Raw genomic sequence first — 16,604 nt, forward strand, 5'->3', positions numbered from 1 at the left:
ACTGTTAATTGTTAAAGAACTTTATTCGGTACTGCCTGCAACCGGGCTTTCAACCCTTGACAAAGCGTTTTGTTTGTCAGCTGCGAAGAAGGAAGAGTATGCAGCGTTTCGGCCATTTCGTCAACTTCTTTTTCTACCCCGCTTACTCTGCACTGCGTTCATTTGCGTGCGCCGTTTGCGGGGAGGCGAACTATAGCAAAGGCCAGCCGCTTTGACAAGCCAAAGTAGCTGCACCAGTCGAAAATTGCACAAGCGTCGTGATTCTGGACGGCAAGGTTGAATTCTTGACTTGGCCCTGCTTTTCCCCCATTCTTGCCTGAGACTCTAGCTTCACTATCACGGAGAAGGCATGGCTCACGCGCGCAACACGTCCAATCGTTTGGCTCGCACCGCCATCCTGGGCGGCTTACTCCTCCCCTCCCTTTGCGTCTGCGCACAAGAAGCCGGCGGGGCAGCGGCCGAAGTGGTTCATGTTACCGGCACACGTATTACCGCCCCCGGGGCAAGTTCAAGCGGTCCGATTTTTTCAGTCAACGCCGATGAAGTGCGCGCCGCGCAAGCCGTCGCAGTGGAGGAGTTCTTCAAGGACTTGCCTGGCGCAGCCCCCGCCAATGGCCCGGCCACCAACATCGGCAGCATCGGTGGTGCAACGATAGACTTGCGCGGACTTGGCAGCAACCGCACCCTCGTACTGATCGATGGGCGTCGCCTGGTGCCGTTCAACCTCGGCGGCACAGTCGACACCAACACCATTCCACTCGCCTTGCTGAGCCGCGTCGATGTGCTTACCGGCGGCGCTTCTGCCGCGTATGGGGCCGATGCCGTCGCTGGCGTCGCAAACTTCAAACTCCGGCGCAGAGTCGACGGCATCGAGTTGTCCACTTCCTACGGCAAATCCGGTAGCGGCGACACCACGCGCCAGCGGACGGGAGTGACGGCCGGCGCCGCATGGAATCAAGGGCGCGGCAATATCGTGTTCAACGTGGACCAGACCAAAACCTCTCCGCTCTTCCAGGGCGACCGCAGTTTCGGCGCCAGCTCACTGGACTCTATCAGCGCCCAGCCCGCCGGCTCCGGCACGACCGCCCCCGCCCTGGTCAGCGTCCCCCGAGGTCCGGGCGGAAGCGATACACTGGCCGGCAACTGGCAGCTTAATCCAGCCACAGGCGCACTAGTCCAGCCCGTCGCCCTCTACAACTTCAATCCACTCAATTACTATGTCACGGGCTTGCAGCGCACGCAGTCGACCGTGCTGGCCAACTATATCGTTAGCGAGCACACTGAGCTATATCTCGATCTCTTCCACACTAGTAGCACCGTCGGCACCACGCTGGCAGAAGCGGGAACGGCGCTCAATGTCTACAACGTCCCCATCGGCAACCCGTTCATTCCGGAGCCGATGCGGCAGCAAGTGTGCGCGCGGCGCGGGATTCCCGCGGCGCTTTGCGTGACAGGCAATCCGACCACCGTAGCCATGACCTTGGGCCGCCGCTTTATCGAAATGGGTCGTCGCGCCAACGACTTCGACAACCAGGTTCTGCAATACACCATAGGGGCGAAAGGCGCCCTGCCGTATGGCTGGCAATACGATGCATATTGGAACCGAGGCCGCTCCGACCAGCGGCAAAGCCGCCGCGACTACGGCGCATATTCCCGCGTCAACCAGGCCCTGAACGCGCTGAACACGACAAGCTGCGTCGACCCCAGCAATAATTGCGTGCCCTTGAATGTGTTCGGGCCGGTCGGCACCGTGACGCCCGCCATGATCCAGTTCTTTAACCTCGATTCTCTGCTGCAGCAATCTGTACGCCAGGACGTGGCCGCCGTCGCGCTGTCCGGCGACCTTGCCAGCACCAGTCCCTGGTCCAGCCAGCCGGTCAACCTTGCCGTCGCCGTCGAGCGGCGCAGATTGCAAGCCCACTCCGCGTCCGACCCGGCATCGCAACTACCGGGGGAAGTATTGGGATCGGCCACCCCGACGCCGGATCGCGCCGGACAGATCAACATGCGCGAGCTCGCGCTCGAGGCGCTAGTGCCTTTAGTGCGCGAGCGGCCAGGCATACGCAGCCTGAACCTGTCGTTCGCCTATCGCCATACCGAATTTAGTGCCGCGCAAAACAGGCAACGGTATGGCAGCTTCAAATACGGCGGCGAATGGGAGCCGGTCGGCGCCTTGCGCTTGCGCGCCACGCTGCAGCAGGCGGTGCGCGCGCCCAACATCAACGAGCTATTCGCACCGCAGGCGAGCAATGCCCTGTCCAACTTGGCGGTCGACCCTTGCCAGTTGAACCTGATTAACCAGGCCCAGGCGCAGGTGGCGGCAACACTGTCCCATCTTTGCCTGCTGTCGGGCGTGCCGCTGCCCGTCATCGGCAACCTGCCCAAACCATCGGCCGGGCAAGTCACCAGCCAAAGCAGCGGCAATCCCAATCTGTCCCCCGAGCAAGCGCGAACGGTGACACTGGGGCTGGTTCTGCAACCACAGCCAAACCTGACACTTTCGCTCGACTACTATCGGATCGCGATAGCGCAAGCGCTGTCGCGCCCGGCCGTGACCGACGTACTGGACGCCTGTTATAGCCCGCAGCTCAACCCAGGCTTAACATTCAACTCATGGTGCGCGCTGGTACAGCGCAGCCCGAGCAATGGCACCTTCAATGGCAATGACGCGGCCGGTGTGCGCACGCCCTTGTCCAATCAGGGCCGGCAGGCAAGCAGCGGGGTCGATTTGAATGTGCGCTACAAGCTGAACCTCCCTGAGTTGGGCAGCCTGGGCAGCCTGGGCAATCTGGATCTGCAACTGACCCTGAACCAAGTGCAGTCGTACTCCTTCCAAGCCACGCCCTTATCGCTGAACCGCCAATGCCTGGGCTTCTACAGCACCGCCTGCGGCGGCCCGAACTACCGTCGCAAGTTCAGCCAGCGCAGCACGTGGAATATCGGCAGGTACGCCATTGGCTACCACTGGCGCTACCTGAGCGGCGCCGTTGAAGAGCCTGGCGGCATCGACTTCCTGCCGGCCTTCGCCAAGATCGCACCATTCCACTACCTGGATCTGAGCCTGGCCTGGAACATCAGTAACAAGGCCCACCTCCACCTGTCTGTGAGCAACGTGTTTAATCGGATGCCCCCCATCGTTGGCGGTACAATCGGAACGACCTCCACCAATAGTGGCAATACCTTTCCACAGAATTACGATGTGGTCGGGCGCTACTTCACACTTGGCACGACACTCAAATTCTGATGCAGATCCGTAATCACATCCCCCACCAGCGTGCGGCCGACCGCCCTGATTATTCAGATCTCCAACATGCCGTCCAGCGGATGCCGGCGCCGAAGTGCTTGACGCTCTACAGCAGTTTGCTGGCCCTGCTGATCACCTGTCAGCACGGCGCAGCCGGCGCGACCGAGCCGCAAAAAAAGATCGTGCTGGTGGCGTCGGCCGAGGTGCAAACATCGCTGCAAGGGGTTTGGTTGGGTTTGATCTACGATGAAGCCTTTCACCGTCTCGGCTATGGATTCGAACTGCTTGGCGTGCCGGCGAAGAGGGCCAGTGCGCTGGCCGATCACGGCCAGGTCGATGGGGAAATTTCACGGGCCGCCAATTACGGCCACGCCCATCCAAATATGGTACTGGTCAGCGTGTCGCCAGTATCGGCGCAACTGGCTGCGTTTGCCATCCAGCCGCTGGCAATGCAAGACGGATGGGATAGCCTGCCACGCGCCAGCCTGCGTATCGAGTACCGCGCGGGGGTGGCAACCTCGGAAGAGGAGCTGTCGCGCAGGATAGACAGCGCTTACCTTTCGTCGGTGTCGAGCACCGTGCTGGGACTGCGGAAACTGACGTTCGCCCGCAGCGACATTTACATCGACAGTGAAGAGGCTGTGGAGCAAGCGACGCTGAAACCGGAGTTCCAGTCGACAAAGATCCATAAGGTGGCGTTGATGACCTCGCTCCCCGTGCACGCCTTCCTGCACAAAAAGAACGCCGCGCTAGCCGCTCCGTTGGCGGCGATGTTGGCGACAATGAAGCGCGAAGGTCGCATTGAAGCCCACCGCCGCCAAGCTTTGCTTCAAATCAGCAAGGCGGAAAACAAAGAATAAGCTAAATTTTTGTGGACGTAAAAAAACCCCCGCCCGCACTGAACGCGATCTTGAGCGCGTTCAGGCTGGTGGGGGTTTTTACACTACTACATATAACTAGCCTGACGATAACCTACTTTCACACTGGTTGCAGCACTATCATCGGCGCAGAGTTGTTTCACGGTCCTGTTCGGGATGGGAAGGGGTGGTACCAACTTGCTATGGTCATCAGGCATTGACTTGTACGAGCGTTCGCTCCCGACGGGGCAGCGAAACTCTAAAATTGGGAAGAAGTATCGGTAAAGAATGGGGTAATGAACGATGTATCAACAACTCAGGCGACACGTAGTTCTTATTCTTACAACCTGCTAAGGTTATAGGGACAAGCCGTACGGGCAATTAGTACTGGTTAGCTTAATGCATTACTGCACTTCCACACCCAGCCTATCAACGTCCTGGTCTCGAACGACCCTTCAAAGAGCTCAAGGCTCTGGGAAATCTCATCTCAAGGCAAGTTTCCCGCTTAGATGCTTTCAGCGGTTATCTCTTCCAGACTTAGCTACCCGGCAATGCCACTGGCGTGACAACCGGTACACCAGAGGTCTGTCCACTCCGGTCCTCTCGTACTAGGAGCAGCCCCCTTCAAATTTCCAACGCCCACGGCAGATAGGGACCAAACTGTCTCACGACGTTTTAAACCCAGCTCACGTACCACTTTAAATGGCGAACAGCCATACCCTTGGGACCGGCTACAGCCCCAGGATGTGATGAGCCGACATCGAGGTGCCAAACTCCCCCGTCGATATGAACTCTTGGGAGGAATCAGCCTGTTATCCCCAGAGTACCTTTTATCCGTTGAGCGATGGCCCTTCCATACAGAACCACCGGATCACTATGTCCTACTTTCGTACCTGCTCGACTTGTCAGTCTCGCAGTTAAGCACGCTTATGCCATTGCACTATCAACACGATGTCCGACCGTATCTAGCGTACCTTCGAACTCCTCCGTTACACTTTAGGAGGAGACCGCCCCAGTCAAACTGCCTACCATGCACTGTCCCCGATCCGGATAACGGACCAAGGTTAGAACCTCAAACAAACCAGGGTGGTATTTCAAGGTTGGCTCCACGAAGACTGGCGTCCCCGCTTCAAAGCCTCCCACCTATCCTACACAGATTGGTTCAAAGTCCAATGCAAAGCTACAGTAAAGGTTCATGGGGTCTTTCCGTCTAGCCGCGGGTAGATTGCATCATCACAAACATTTCAACTTCGCTGAGTCTCGGGAGGAGACAGTGTGGCCATCGTTACGCCATTCGTGCAGGTCGGAACTTACCCGACAAGGAATTTCGCTACCTTAGGACCGTTATAGTTACGGCCGCCGTTTACTGGGACTTCAATCAAGAGCTTGCACCCCATCATTTAATCTTCCAGCACCGGGCAGGCGTCACACCCTATACGTCCACTTTCGTGTTTGCAGAGTGCTGTGTTTTTATTAAACAGTCGCAGCCACCAGTTTATTGCAACCCGTTCATCCTTCCACAGTAAAGTGGTCAAACTACAAGGGCGTACCTTTTCCCGAAGTTACGGTACCAATTTGCCGAGTTCCTTCTCCCGAGTTCTCTCAAGCGCCTTAGAATACTCATCTCGCCCACCTGTGTCGGTTTGCGGTACGGTCTCGTATGACTGAAGCTTAGAGGCTTTTCTTGGAACCACTTCCGATTGCTTCACGAATAAATTCGCTCGTCCCAGTCCCTTGAATTCCGCGCCCGGATTTGCCTAAGCGCCTTCTATGAACCAGAAACTGCCTATTCCAACAGGCAGACAACCTTCCGCGATCCGTCCCCCCATCGCATCATACGACGGTGCAGGAATATTAACCTGCTTCCCATCAGCTACGCATCTCTGCCTCGCCTTAGGGGCCGACTCACCCTGCTCCGATGAACGTTGAACAGGAAACCTTGGGCTTACGGCGTGGGGGCTTTTCACCCCCATTATCGCTACTCATGTCAGCATTCGCACTTCTGATACCTCCAGCATCCTTTACAAGACACCTTCGCAGGCTTACAGAACGCTCTCCTACCATATGCTTGCGCATATCCGCAGCTTCGGTGACTGGCTTAGCCCCGTTACATCTTCCGCGCAGGACGACTCGATCAGTGAGCTATTACGCTTTCTTTAAATGATGGCTGCTTCTAAGCCAACATCCTGACTGTTTTAGCCTTCCCACTTCGTTTTCCACTTAGCCAATCTTTGGGACCTTAGCTGGCGGTCTGGGTTGTTTCCCTCTTGACGCCGGACGTTAGCACCCGACGTCTGTCTCCCAAGCTCGCACTCATCGGTATTCGGAGTTTGCAATGGTTTGGTAAGTCGCGATGACCCCCTAGCCATAACAGTGCTCTACCCCCGATGGTGATACTTGAGGCACTACCTAAATAGTTTTCGGAGAGAACCAGCTATTTCCAAGTTTGTTTAGCCTTTCACCCCTACCCACAGCTCATCCCCTAATTTTTCAACATTAGTGGGTTCGGACCTCCAGTGCGTGTTACCGCACCTTCATCCTGGCCATGAGTAGATCACTTGGTTTCGGGTCTACACCCAGCGACTGAACGCCCTATTCGGACTCGATTTCTCTACGGCTTCCCTATATGGTTAACCTTGCCACTGAATGTAAGTCGCTGACCCATTATACAAAAGGTACGCAGTCACGGAACAAGTCCGCTCCTACTGTTTGTATGCACACGGTTTCAGGATCTATTTCACTCCCCTTCCGGGGTTCTTTTCGCCTTTCCCTCACGGTACTGGTTCACTATCGGTCGATTACGAGTATTTAGCCTTGGAGGATGGTCCCCCCATATTCAGACAGGATTTCTCGTGTCCCGCCCTACTTGTCGCACGCTTAGTTCCACACATCGCATTTCGAATACGGGACTATCACCCGCTACGGTTCCTATTTCCAGAGGATTCTTCTATGCGTCATGCTAAAACGTGCAGGCTCATCCCATTTCGCTCGCCACTACTTTGGGAATCTCGGTTGATTTCTTTTCCTGCAGCTACTTAGATGTTTCAGTTCGCCGCGTTCGCTTTGCATACCTATGTATTCAGTATGCAATGACCTAAAAGGCCGGGTTTCCCCATTCGGAAATCTGCGGATCAAAGCGTGTTTGCTCGCTCCCCGCAGCTTATCGCAAGCTACTACGTCCTTCATCGCCTGTAATCGCCAAGGCATCCACCATGTGCACTTATTCGCTTGTCCCTATAACGTTAGCCCCTTGCGACTAAACAAAGGAGCGGTCATAGGAATAAGAAACTACATGTTGCTATGTTTGTTGATACATACAATCATTACCCATCGCTTACGTCTTCCGACGCAAAACGATTAATAAATAATCTTTACTTTTACTTCTTCCAAATTTTTAAAGAACGAAACAGCATTTAATCTCTAAAAGACCAAACCTAAACCCGACGCTGCTGCGTGGCTTACGTTTGAACTTTTGGTGGAGGATGACGGGATCGAACCGACGACCCCCTGCTTGCAAAGCAGGTGCTCTCCCAGCTGAGCTAATCCCCCTAGGGTACTACTCGAAACCTGGTAGGGCTGGTTGGACTCGAACCAACGACCCCCGCGTTATCAACACGGTGCTCTAACCAGCTGAGCTACAGCCCCAAATGCTGTTCTTCTTAATTGACAGTCGATAAGTGTGAATGCTTGATGATGTGAACCATTGCTGATTCTGTGCATACTCTAGAAAGGAGGTGATCCAGCCGCACCTTCCGATACGGCTACCTTGTTACGACTTCACCCCAGTCACGAATCCTACCGTGGTAAGCGCCCTCCTTACGGTTAAGCTACCTACTTCTGGTAAAACCCGCTCCCATGGTGTGACGGGCGGTGTGTACAAGACCCGGGAACGTATTCACCGCGACATGCTGATCCGCGATTACTAGCGATTCCAACTTCATGCAGTCGAGTTGCAGACTACAATCCGGACTACGATACACTTTCTGCGATTAGCTCCCCCTCGCGGGTTGGCGGCGCTCTGTATGTACCATTGTATGACGTGTGAAGCCCTACCCATAAGGGCCATGAGGACTTGACGTCATCCCCACCTTCCTCCGGTTTGTCACCGGCAGTCTCATTAGAGTGCCCTTTCGTAGCAACTAATGACAAGGGTTGCGCTCGTTGCGGGACTTAACCCAACATCTCACGACACGAGCTGACGACAGCCATGCAGCACCTGTGTACTGGTTCTCTTTCGAGCACTCCCCAATCTCTCAGGGATTCCAGCCATGTCAAGGGTAGGTAAGGTTTTTCGCGTTGCATCGAATTAATCCACATCATCCACCGCTTGTGCGGGGCCCCGTCAATTCCTTTGAGTTTTAATCTTGCGACCGTACTCCCCAGGCGGTCTACTTCACGCGTTAGCTGCGTTACCAAGTCAATTAAGACCCGACAACTAGTAGACATCGTTTAGGGCGTGGACTACCAGGGTATCTAATCCTGTTTGCTCCCCACGCTTTCGTGCATGAGCGTCAGTCTTGACCCAGGGGGCTGCCTTCGCCATCGGTGTTCCTCCACATATCTACGCATTTCACTGCTACACGTGGAATTCTACCCCCCTCTGCCAAACTCTAGCCTTGCAGTCTCCATCGCCATTCCCAGGTTGAGCCCGGGGATTTCACGACAGACTTACAAAACCGCCTGCGCACGCTTTACGCCCAGTAATTCCGATTAACGCTTGCACCCTACGTATTACCGCGGCTGCTGGCACGTAGTTAGCCGGTGCTTATTCTTCAGGTACCGTCATTAGCAGGCTGTATTAGAACCCACCGTTTCTTCCCTGACAAAAGAGCTTTACAACCCGAAGGCCTTCTTCACTCACGCGGCATTGCTGGATCAGGCTTTCGCCCATTGTCCAAAATTCCCCACTGCTGCCTCCCGTAGGAGTCTGGACCGTGTCTCAGTTCCAGTGTGGCTGGTCGTCCTCTCAGACCAGCTACTGATCGATGCCTTGGTAGGCCTTTACCCCACCAACTAGCTAATCAGATATCGGCCGCTCCAGGAGCATGAGGTCTTGCGATCCCCCACTTTCATCCTTAGATCGTATGCGGTATTAGCGTAACTTTCGCTACGTTATCCCCCACTCCAGGGTACGTTCCGATATATTACTCACCCGTTCGCCACTCGCCGCCAGGTTGCCCCGCGCTGCCGTTCGACTTGCATGTGTAAGGCATGCCGCCAGCGTTCAATCTGAGCCAGGATCAAACTCTTCAGTTTAATCTCTGTTACTTTGACACTTTCGTGTCACCCTTATTGCTAAGGGGTCGCTCACTCAAAATACTGACAGGCCACTTCTTGCGAAGCGTCCTATTTCATTACTTCTTGTGAACATTTGATATTTTAAGTTGACGGCTTCCGAAGAAGCCGCTGCACTTTCATCAAACATCCACACTTATCGACTGTTAATTGTTAAAGAACTTTATTCGGTACTGCCTGCAACCGGGCTTTCAACCCTTGACAAAGCGTTTTGTTTGTCAGCTGCGAAGAAGGAAGAGTATGCAGCGTTTCGGCCATTTCGTCAACCCCCTACTTTTCCCCGTTTCACTCTGCGCCACGCTGTTTTGCGCGCTCCGTTCTGCGGGGAGGCGAACTATAGCAAAGCGGCGCTAGCTGCGCAAGGCCTATTCCTCCGCTATCGTCGCGCGACAAGGCACGCCGCGCAGTCCGACGCCAGCCACGCCGTTCCACCCCCCGTTTCTTGCAGACTGTCGCAATCGCATGGCTGCCCGCCAAGCGTCGGCGTAAGGTTGCATCATTCCAATATCCTTTGTGGCGGAAGCAAAAACGGGGCGGGCGCGGTTTGCGTTCAGTTACACTCCCCGCCTGCACTCCACGACATAGTTTCGAAAGCCTCATATGTTTTCTCAGTCCAACATACAAGACACCATCAAGACCGTCGCGGCATGGCTGCACCGGGGCTTTGATACGACGGCGACCTGGGTCACCCAATTGTCATGGTGGAAATTTTTCCTGTTCGCCGCCCTGATGCTGATCGCCGGCTCCATTCTGCAGGAGGAACTGTTCTCCTCCAGCCCCGACGAGGAGGCCATCGCCCAGGACAGCAAGCGCGCCAACAAGCGCAGCGGCGAAACCAACATCCTGATCGACGACAGCGGCATCCATTTCAATCCGCGCGGCAAGGTGCGCAAAGATGGCCGCCCCGGCCCGGCGGCCAGCACCGGCACAGCCCCGGCGGACGAGGCCGCCAACGGCAAGGACGACGGCGCTATTAATAAGAACGACATCGACAATCCCCCCGCGATTACCGAAGCCCGTACCGAGCCGCCCGCGCCTCCGGCGCCAGCCGCGCATCAGGCCAACGCCGTCCCGCCCGTCCCGCCGGCGCCGCCCGTGCCTCCGGCGCCGCCGTCGAGTGAGGAAGTCCACATCGACCTGCCGCCGCAAATCGGCGAAGAATTGTCGAACGCCATCGAAGAGGCGGTCGACGACGCCGCCGAGCAGAAGGTGTCGCGCTACCACAAGCAAGCCTCGACCTGGTTCACCAGCTTCGTCTCCCTGCTGGTACTGGCCCTGTTCGGCACCAAGGCCCTGATGGGCGGCAAGAAACGCGCCGAGGCCGAAACCATCACCGCCAACGCGGCCGCCGAGCGCGAATCCATGCAGCGCCAGCTGAGCGAGGCGAAGATGCAGATGATGCAGGCCCAGGTCGAGCCGCATTTCCTGTTCAACACCCTGGCCTCGGTCGAGCACTTGATCGAGACCGACCCGCCGCGCGCCTCGGCGATGCAGCGCAGCCTGATCAAGTACCTGCGCGCGGTGCTGCCGCAGATGCGCGACAACGCCCTGATCACCAACCTCGGCCGCGAGGCCGACATGGTGGTGGCCTATCTGAACCTGTTGAAAATGCGCATGGAGGAACGCCTGCACGTCGATTTCGACGTGCCCGACGGCCTGCGCACGGCCGCCTTCCCGCCGATGATGTTGCAATCGATGGTGGAAAACGCCATCAAGCACGGACTGGAGGCGAAACCGCAGGGCGGCAGCCTGAAAGTGCGCGCCGAAGTGGCGCATAATAGGCTGCGCGTGATTGTCGCCGACGACGGCATGGGCTTCGGCGCCGTGCCCAGCGACGGCACCGGCCTGGGCCTGCTGACCATCCGCGAACGGCTCAAGCTGCTGCACGGCGACCAGGCCCAGCTGAACATCACGGCCAACAGCCCCGGCGGTGTCATCGCGACGATCGAGGTGCCGTATCAACTTGCCAAATAAAAGCAACAATCGAAGGTAATGATTGATTATTAAATCGATTCATTGAATAATTAATACTTACTTTTTACAACTTTACCACCATGCCAACAGCAATCATTGCCGACGACGAACGTTTGATGCGCGACCAACTGCGCATGCGCCTGGGCCAGGTGTGGCCCGAGCTGGAGATCATCGGCGAAGCCAAGAACGGCGACGAGGCGGTCGAACTGGTCGACCAGCTGAAGCCGGACTTCACCTTCCTCGACATCCGCATGCCCGGCAAGACCGGCATGGAGGCCGCCGCCGTGATCGGCAACAAGAGCCACATCGTCTTCGTCACCGCCTACGACGCCTACGCCGTCGAGGCCTTCGAGCGCGGCGCGGTCGACTACGTGCTCAAACCGCCCGAGCAGGAGCGCCTGCAGATCACCGTCGACCGCCTGAAAACGCGGCTGGCCACGCCGGCCGCCGACATGAACGCCAGCGTCACGGCGATGCTGTCGCAGCTGGCCGAAAAGATCACCGCGCCCAAGCCGAGCTATCTGCAGTGGATCCAGGCCAGCATCGGCCAGGACCTGCGCATGATCCCGGTCGAGGAGATCCTGTTCTTCCGCTCCGACGAGAAATACACCTGCGTACAGACCGAGCGCTACGAGGCGCTGATCCGCAAGCCGGTGCGCGACCTGGCCGAGGAGCTCGATCCCGCCCTGTTCTGGCAGATCCACCGCGCCACCCTGGTCAACGTCAACGCCATCGAGGGTGTCACGCGCGACATTCGCGGCCGCCACCTGGTGATGATCAAGGGCAAACCGGACAAGCTCGAGGTCAGCCGCAGCTTCCTGCACCTGTTCAAGCAGATGTGAGCCGGGCGGCGGCGTCCGCCACGGACGCCGCCGCCATCCGCCCTGCGACATATCAAGCCGCCCCGCCGCCAATTGGAATAGTGTGCTCTCTTACGGCCGTCCCCGCTCCGGCTGCGAGGACGCACGCCCATGAACAAATCCGGCAAATTCAAACTGCTGCCCGCCCTGCCCTTCGTGGCGGCGGCGATGATGTTGGCAAGCCGCCTCTACTACCGCATGGCGCGCCCCCTGCGGCGCGCCGGCAAACCAGTCGAGACCGGGCAAAACCGCAGCCGCAGCATCATCCACAACGCCAGCGACGCCATCATCTCGACCGACGGGTCGCAAACCATTCTGGAGGCCAACCCCTCGGCCGCCGCCATGTTCGGCACCACGGTGCAGGCGATGGAGGGCGCCGCGCTGCAGCAGTTCATTCCGCGCGAGCAACGCATGTCCGGCGAGCAGGCCGCCGTGTCCTATTTCGGCGCCACCGGCATCCACCTGCGCATGAAGGGCCGGCGCGCCTCCGACTACGCCGTGACCGGGCTGAAGGCCAGCGGCGAGCTGTTCCCGCTGGAGGGCTCGATCTCCAGCCAGACCGAGGAGGGTCGCCCGATCTACACCATCATCCTGCGCGACATCACCGAGCGCAAGCAGGTGCAACAGCAGCTGGAACACTCCTACACCCAGCTGCGCGAGCTGTCGGCGGCGCTGCAGACCATCCGCGAGGAGGAGCGCACCCACATCGCGCGCGAACTGCACGACGACCTGGGCCAGCTGCTGGCCACCCTGCGCGTCGACTTGAACCTGCTGCAACAGCAGCCGCCCGACAGCGCCGGCGCGCGCAAGCTGCAACAAGGCATGGACGGCCTGCTGGTCACCGCCATCACCTCGCTGCGCCGCATCGCCAGCAACCTGCGCCCGCGCGCGCTCGACGAGGGCGGCCTGTACTTCGCCCTGCAAACCCTACGCCAGGAGTTCGTCGAACGCCACGGCATCGACTGCGAGCTGCACGCCGACGAGCAGGAGCTGACGCTGGACGACGCCTACAGCACGACCATTTTCCGCATCGTCCAGGAGGCCTTGACCAACATCGCCCGCCACGCCGCGGCGCGCCGGGTGCAGCTGGACCTGCACCGCATCGATTCCTCCCTGCTGATCACCATCGAGGACGACGGCCGCGGCATCGCCGAGGGCGACATGGACAAGGCCACCTCCTTCGGCCTGATCGGCATGCGCGAGCGGGTCTGGGCCATCCACGGCGACATCTCGATCGGCAGCGACGGCAGCCGGGGCACCAGCATCGCCATCCGCCTGCCGCTGCCGCCGAGGGCCGCGCCGGCCTGAGGCCGCACGGCAAGCGAGCAAAGGCTCTTCATAGATTAGCGGGATGCCGGCCCTACCCCGCAAGCTAAGGGGTCTGACCCCCGGCGGGGTCAGACCCCGGCTTCCGCGTCCCGGGGTAGGGGTAAAAAAAAAGCGCTCCGGGGAGCGCTTTTGCTTTCCTACATGTCCAGCCGAAGCTTAGAACTTGTGGGTGATGCCGACCTGGTAGGAGGTCAGCGACTTGACGCGCTCGCGGCCGGCGTAGCCGTAGACGGCGGTGCGCTTGGACAGCGAGTAGTCGTAGCCGAGGCCGAATTCCTTGACGGTGTCGAGGTCGTTGACCTTGTTGTTGCTTTGCTTTTGCTTGCCGTACACGGCCTTGGCTTCGCCGCCGCCGATGGCGTAGCTCAGGCCCACCAGGTAGGATTTGAATTCGCCGGTGGCGGCCACGTCGGTGTCGCCCTTCGAGTAGGCGGCCGTGACTTTGGCATCGCCGAACTTGTAGCCGCCGCCGACGGTCCACAGCTTGGGCTCGGCCGGGTTGACGGTGGCCTGGACCGCGCGCTGGTAGCCGGCGTGCAAGCTGACCGGGCCGTTGTCATAGGTGACCAGGCCGGCGTAGCCGGTGTCGGCGCCCTTGACTTCGCTCAGCACGGCTTGCGCGCTGACCACGAAACCCTGGAAGCTCGGGCTGTTGTAGGTGATGGCGTTGGCCACGCGCGAGGCGCCCACGCCGCCGCGCATCATCACCTCGTTGACCTTGCCGACCACGCCGTCGGCGCCGAACGGTTCAACGCGGCCCTGCGCGCCGTCGATCAGGTCCTTGGTGCGGCCCATGTAGACGGTACCGAAGCTGCCCTTCAAGCCGACCCACGATTGACGGTCGAACAGATTGCCCTTTTGCATGCCGGTGTCGGCCAGGATTTCGCTTTCCAGGTTGAAGATCGCCTGCAGGCCGTTGCCCAGATCCTCGGAACCCTTGAAGCCCAGACGCGACGCATGGTTCTCGCGCTCGACCGTGGTGCCGTTGGTGGTTTTGGCCAGACCGAGGTCGACAACGCCGTAGATGGTGACGTTCGACTGCGCTTGAGCCGAAGTCGCGAATGCGCCGATAAGCAATGCTGCCAGAGTAATTTTTTTCACTTGATGTTCTCTACTTGAAGTTAATGAAGATGAAACGCGTTATGAATTCACCGGGCGAATCTTGCCTATCAAATACTTCAACAATATGACATCGACTACATTGTTGTTTCCAAGCAGCAAAAAGCACAACAGCCGCTCGGGGCGGCTGTTGCGGGTGCGGCGGGTGCCGGCGGGCGCCGGCGCGGCGGCCTACTTCAGCCGGCAGCTCAGGATGTAGTAGTACTCCAGGCGTTCGACGCGGGTTTCGCGCGCCGCCGTGGCCATCTTCTTGCGCAGCGCGCTGTCGGTCGGGTAGTTCTTCAGCACCTCGTAGCGCTGGCCGTCGGCGGCCAGGCGGATCTGGAAGGTGTTGCCCTCCAGGTCGGTGCGGGCGAACACCGTGCTGACGCCGTCGACGTAGGTGTTGTCGAGCAGCACGATCAAGACGTCCTTGCCCAGCTTGGCGCGCAGTCCCTTGAGGAACTTCTCCTGCTCCTCGCGCTTGACGTGCGACCAGAAGCCGGCGGCGAACACGGCCGTGTAGCGGCCCGGGCTGTCCGGCAGGGCGAAGGCGTCCATCTGGCTGAACTCGACGATGTCCTCGTCCAGGCCGCGCTCGCGCGCCAGCGCCAGCATTTCCGGGCAGAAGTCGATGGCGTGGACCGAGGCGGCCACGTCGGCGATGGTTTCGGTCCAGTAGCCGGTGCCGCAGCCCAGCTCGAGCACCTTGTGGCCCTCGAGGGCGCCGGCGATCATGTCGTGCAGGTTCTCCAGGTCGTCCTCGCGCTCGGGCTGCTCGTACACCTCGTCGTAGGTGGCCGCGCTGACGGCGTAATACTGGGCAAGCTGGTTGGTAATCATGTGGGACTTTCTTATCAATTCAGGTAATGCAGGTGCATGCCTTACAGTTCGTAGTGGTCTTTTTCCCCGCTCATGGCCTGTTCGATCAATTTGCGGTTGAGCGTGGGGGCCAGCAGTTCAATAAAGGTGTAAATATAGCTGCGCAGATAGGCGCCCTGCTTGACGGCGACGCGCGACACGTTCATGCCAAACAGGTGGCCGACTGGGATCGCGCGCAGGTTCTTGTCGCGCTCGGCATCGAAGGCCATACCCGCTATGATACCAATCCCCATGCCCAACTCGACATAAGTCTTGATGACGTCGGCGTCGATGGCCTCCAGCAGCACGTCCGGCTTGAGGCCGCGCAGGCCGAAGGCGTGGTCGATCTTGCTGCGCCCGGCGAAGGCGCCATCGTACGTGATCAGGGGAAGCCGGCAATTTCTTCCAGCGACACCGCCTTCGATTTGAGCAGCGCATGGTCGGGCGGCACCACCACCACGTGCTCCCACTGGTAGCACGGCAGGGTGATCAGGCCGGCGATGGCGGCGATCGACTCGGTGGCGATGGCCAGGTCGGCCTGGTCGCGCTGCACCATCTCGGCGATCTGCTGGGGATTGCCTTGCAACAAGGACAACCTTACCTTGGGGAACTTCAGCATGAAGGCCTGCACCACCTTGGGCAGGATGTAGCGGGCCTGGGTGTGCGTGGTGGCGATGGTAAAACTACCACTGTCCTGGGCCGCGTATTCCTTGCCGATGCGCTTGAGGCTGTCGATTTCCTGCATAATCAACTCCACCGACGCCAGCACCAGGCGGCCCGGCTCGGTCAGGCCGCGGATGCGCTTGCCGTGGCGGGTGAAGATGTCGACGCCGAGCTCCTCCTCGAGCTCGATGATGGCCTTGGACACCCCCGGCTGCGAGGTGAACAAGGCCTTGGCGGCGTCGGTCAGGTTGTAGTTCTGGCGTACCGCTTCGCGGACGAAGCGCAGTTGGTGAAGGTTCATTGCAGGTCGTGGCCCCGGTTTCGCGTCTCGAACGTCTTAAAAATGTTTTGCGCCCATGCTTATACCCATTACGTATATAAGCAAATAAAGACTATGTCGTTTGGAATAAAGACGAAGTTTAT

Annotated in this window: 7 protein-coding genes, 2 tRNA genes, 3 rRNA genes and 1 pseudogene; 5 read left to right on the forward strand and 8 right to left on the reverse strand. The window is 58.7% G+C overall.

Annotation, left to right across the window (positions count from 1 at the left end):
- Positions 1–349: 349 nt before the first annotated feature.
- Together QC826_RS20915 and QC826_RS20920 are read left to right on the forward strand one after the other, a co-directional pair.
- Positions 350–3,244 carry a TonB-dependent receptor domain-containing protein gene (locus tag QC826_RS20915; protein WP_279762274.1) on the forward strand — a complete coding sequence of 965 codons (2,895 nt, stop codon included), beginning with the start codon at positions 350–352 and terminating at the stop codon, positions 3,242–3,244.
- Positions 3,244–4,104: a hypothetical protein gene (locus tag QC826_RS20920; protein ID WP_279762275.1), complete on the forward strand. Its 861-nt coding sequence runs from the start codon at positions 3,244–3,246 to the stop codon at positions 4,102–4,104. Before QC826_RS20915 ends, QC826_RS20920 begins: the two co-directional genes overlap by 1 nt.
- Positions 4,105–4,203: 99 nt before the next feature.
- Here the strand turns inward: QC826_RS20920 and rrf are convergent.
- The 5 genes from rrf to QC826_RS20945 all read right to left on the reverse strand — a co-directional run bounded on the left by rrf (position 4,204) and on the right by QC826_RS20945 (position 9,357).
- A 5S ribosomal RNA gene (gene rrf / locus QC826_RS20925) occupies positions 4,204–4,316 on the reverse strand.
- Positions 4,317–4,461: 145 nt separating this feature from the next.
- A 23S ribosomal RNA gene (locus tag QC826_RS20930) occupies positions 4,462–7,335 on the reverse strand.
- Between the two features lie 239 nt (positions 7,336–7,574).
- Positions 7,575–7,650: transfer RNA gene (locus QC826_RS20935), tRNA-Ala, on the reverse strand.
- Positions 7,651–7,669: 19 nt separating this feature from the next.
- Positions 7,670–7,746, reverse strand: a tRNA-Ile gene (locus tag QC826_RS20940).
- Between the two features lie 82 nt (positions 7,747–7,828).
- Positions 7,829–9,357: ribosomal RNA gene (locus QC826_RS20945) — 16S ribosomal RNA — on the reverse strand.
- The 16S, 23S and 5S rRNA genes sit together here with 2 tRNA genes alongside, the layout of an rRNA operon.
- Positions 9,358–9,996: 639 nt before the next feature.
- On the opposite strand from QC826_RS20945, the gene QC826_RS20950 reads away from it, so the two are divergent.
- The 3 genes from QC826_RS20950 (at position 9,997) to QC826_RS20960 (ending at position 13,538) form a co-directional block, all read left to right on the forward strand.
- Positions 9,997–11,370 (forward strand): sensor histidine kinase, encoded by a 1,374-nt coding sequence (locus QC826_RS20950; protein WP_279762276.1) that lies wholly within the window; start codon positions 9,997–9,999, stop codon positions 11,368–11,370.
- An 80-nt stretch (positions 11,371–11,450) separates the two neighbouring features.
- Positions 11,451–12,212 carry a LytR/AlgR family response regulator transcription factor gene (locus QC826_RS20955; protein WP_099415643.1) on the forward strand — a complete coding sequence of 254 codons (762 nt, stop codon included), beginning with the start codon at positions 11,451–11,453 and terminating at the stop codon, positions 12,210–12,212.
- 129 nt (positions 12,213–12,341) lie between these two features.
- Positions 12,342–13,538: a PAS domain-containing sensor histidine kinase gene (locus tag QC826_RS20960; protein WP_279762277.1), complete on the forward strand. Its 1,197-nt coding sequence runs from the start codon at positions 12,342–12,344 to the stop codon at positions 13,536–13,538.
- A 177-nt stretch (positions 13,539–13,715) separates the two neighbouring features.
- On the opposite strand, the gene QC826_RS20965 is transcribed toward QC826_RS20960, so the two are convergent.
- The 3 genes and pseudogenes from QC826_RS20965 to QC826_RS20975 all read right to left on the reverse strand — a co-directional run bounded on the left by QC826_RS20965 (position 13,716) and on the right by QC826_RS20975 (position 16,482).
- Complete coding sequence (locus QC826_RS20965) at positions 13,716–14,660, reverse strand: porin (RefSeq protein WP_279762278.1); 945 nt, start codon at positions 14,658–14,660, stop codon at positions 13,716–13,718.
- A gap of 189 nt (positions 14,661–14,849) precedes the next feature.
- Entirely contained in the window at positions 14,850–15,500 is a 651-nt protein-coding gene (locus tag QC826_RS20970; RefSeq protein WP_279762279.1) for a class I SAM-dependent methyltransferase, read from the reverse strand.
- 41 nt (positions 15,501–15,541) lie between these two features.
- Positions 15,542–16,482 (reverse strand): annotated as a pseudogene (locus QC826_RS20975) (CysB family HTH-type transcriptional regulator).
- Positions 16,483–16,604 lie beyond the last annotated feature (122 nt).

The sequence above is a fragment of the Rugamonas sp. DEMB1 genome (genome assembly GCF_029834475.1).
In the GTDB taxonomy this organism is placed as follows: domain Bacteria; phylum Pseudomonadota; class Gammaproteobacteria; order Burkholderiales; family Burkholderiaceae_D; genus Rugamonas; species Rugamonas rubra.

Bases quoted from the DNA above. Each gene is read 5' to 3' on its own strand.
- QC826_RS20915 (WP_279762274.1), top strand. From the start codon at position 350: ATGGCTCACGCGCGCAACACGTCCAATCGTTTGGCTCGCACCGCCATC.
- QC826_RS20920 (WP_279762275.1), top strand. From the start codon at position 3,244: ATGCAGATCCGTAATCACATCCCCCACCAGCGTGCGGCCGACCGCCCT.
- QC826_RS20950 (WP_279762276.1), top strand. From the start codon at position 9,997: ATGTTTTCTCAGTCCAACATACAAGACACCATCAAGACCGTCGCGGCA.
- QC826_RS20955 (WP_099415643.1), top strand. From the start codon at position 11,451: ATGCCAACAGCAATCATTGCCGACGACGAACGTTTGATGCGCGACCAA.
- QC826_RS20960 (WP_279762277.1), top strand. From the start codon at position 12,342: ATGAACAAATCCGGCAAATTCAAACTGCTGCCCGCCCTGCCCTTCGTG.
- QC826_RS20970 (WP_279762279.1), bottom strand. From the start codon at position 15,500: ATGATTACCAACCAGCTTGCCCAGTATTACGCCGTCAGCGCGGCCACC.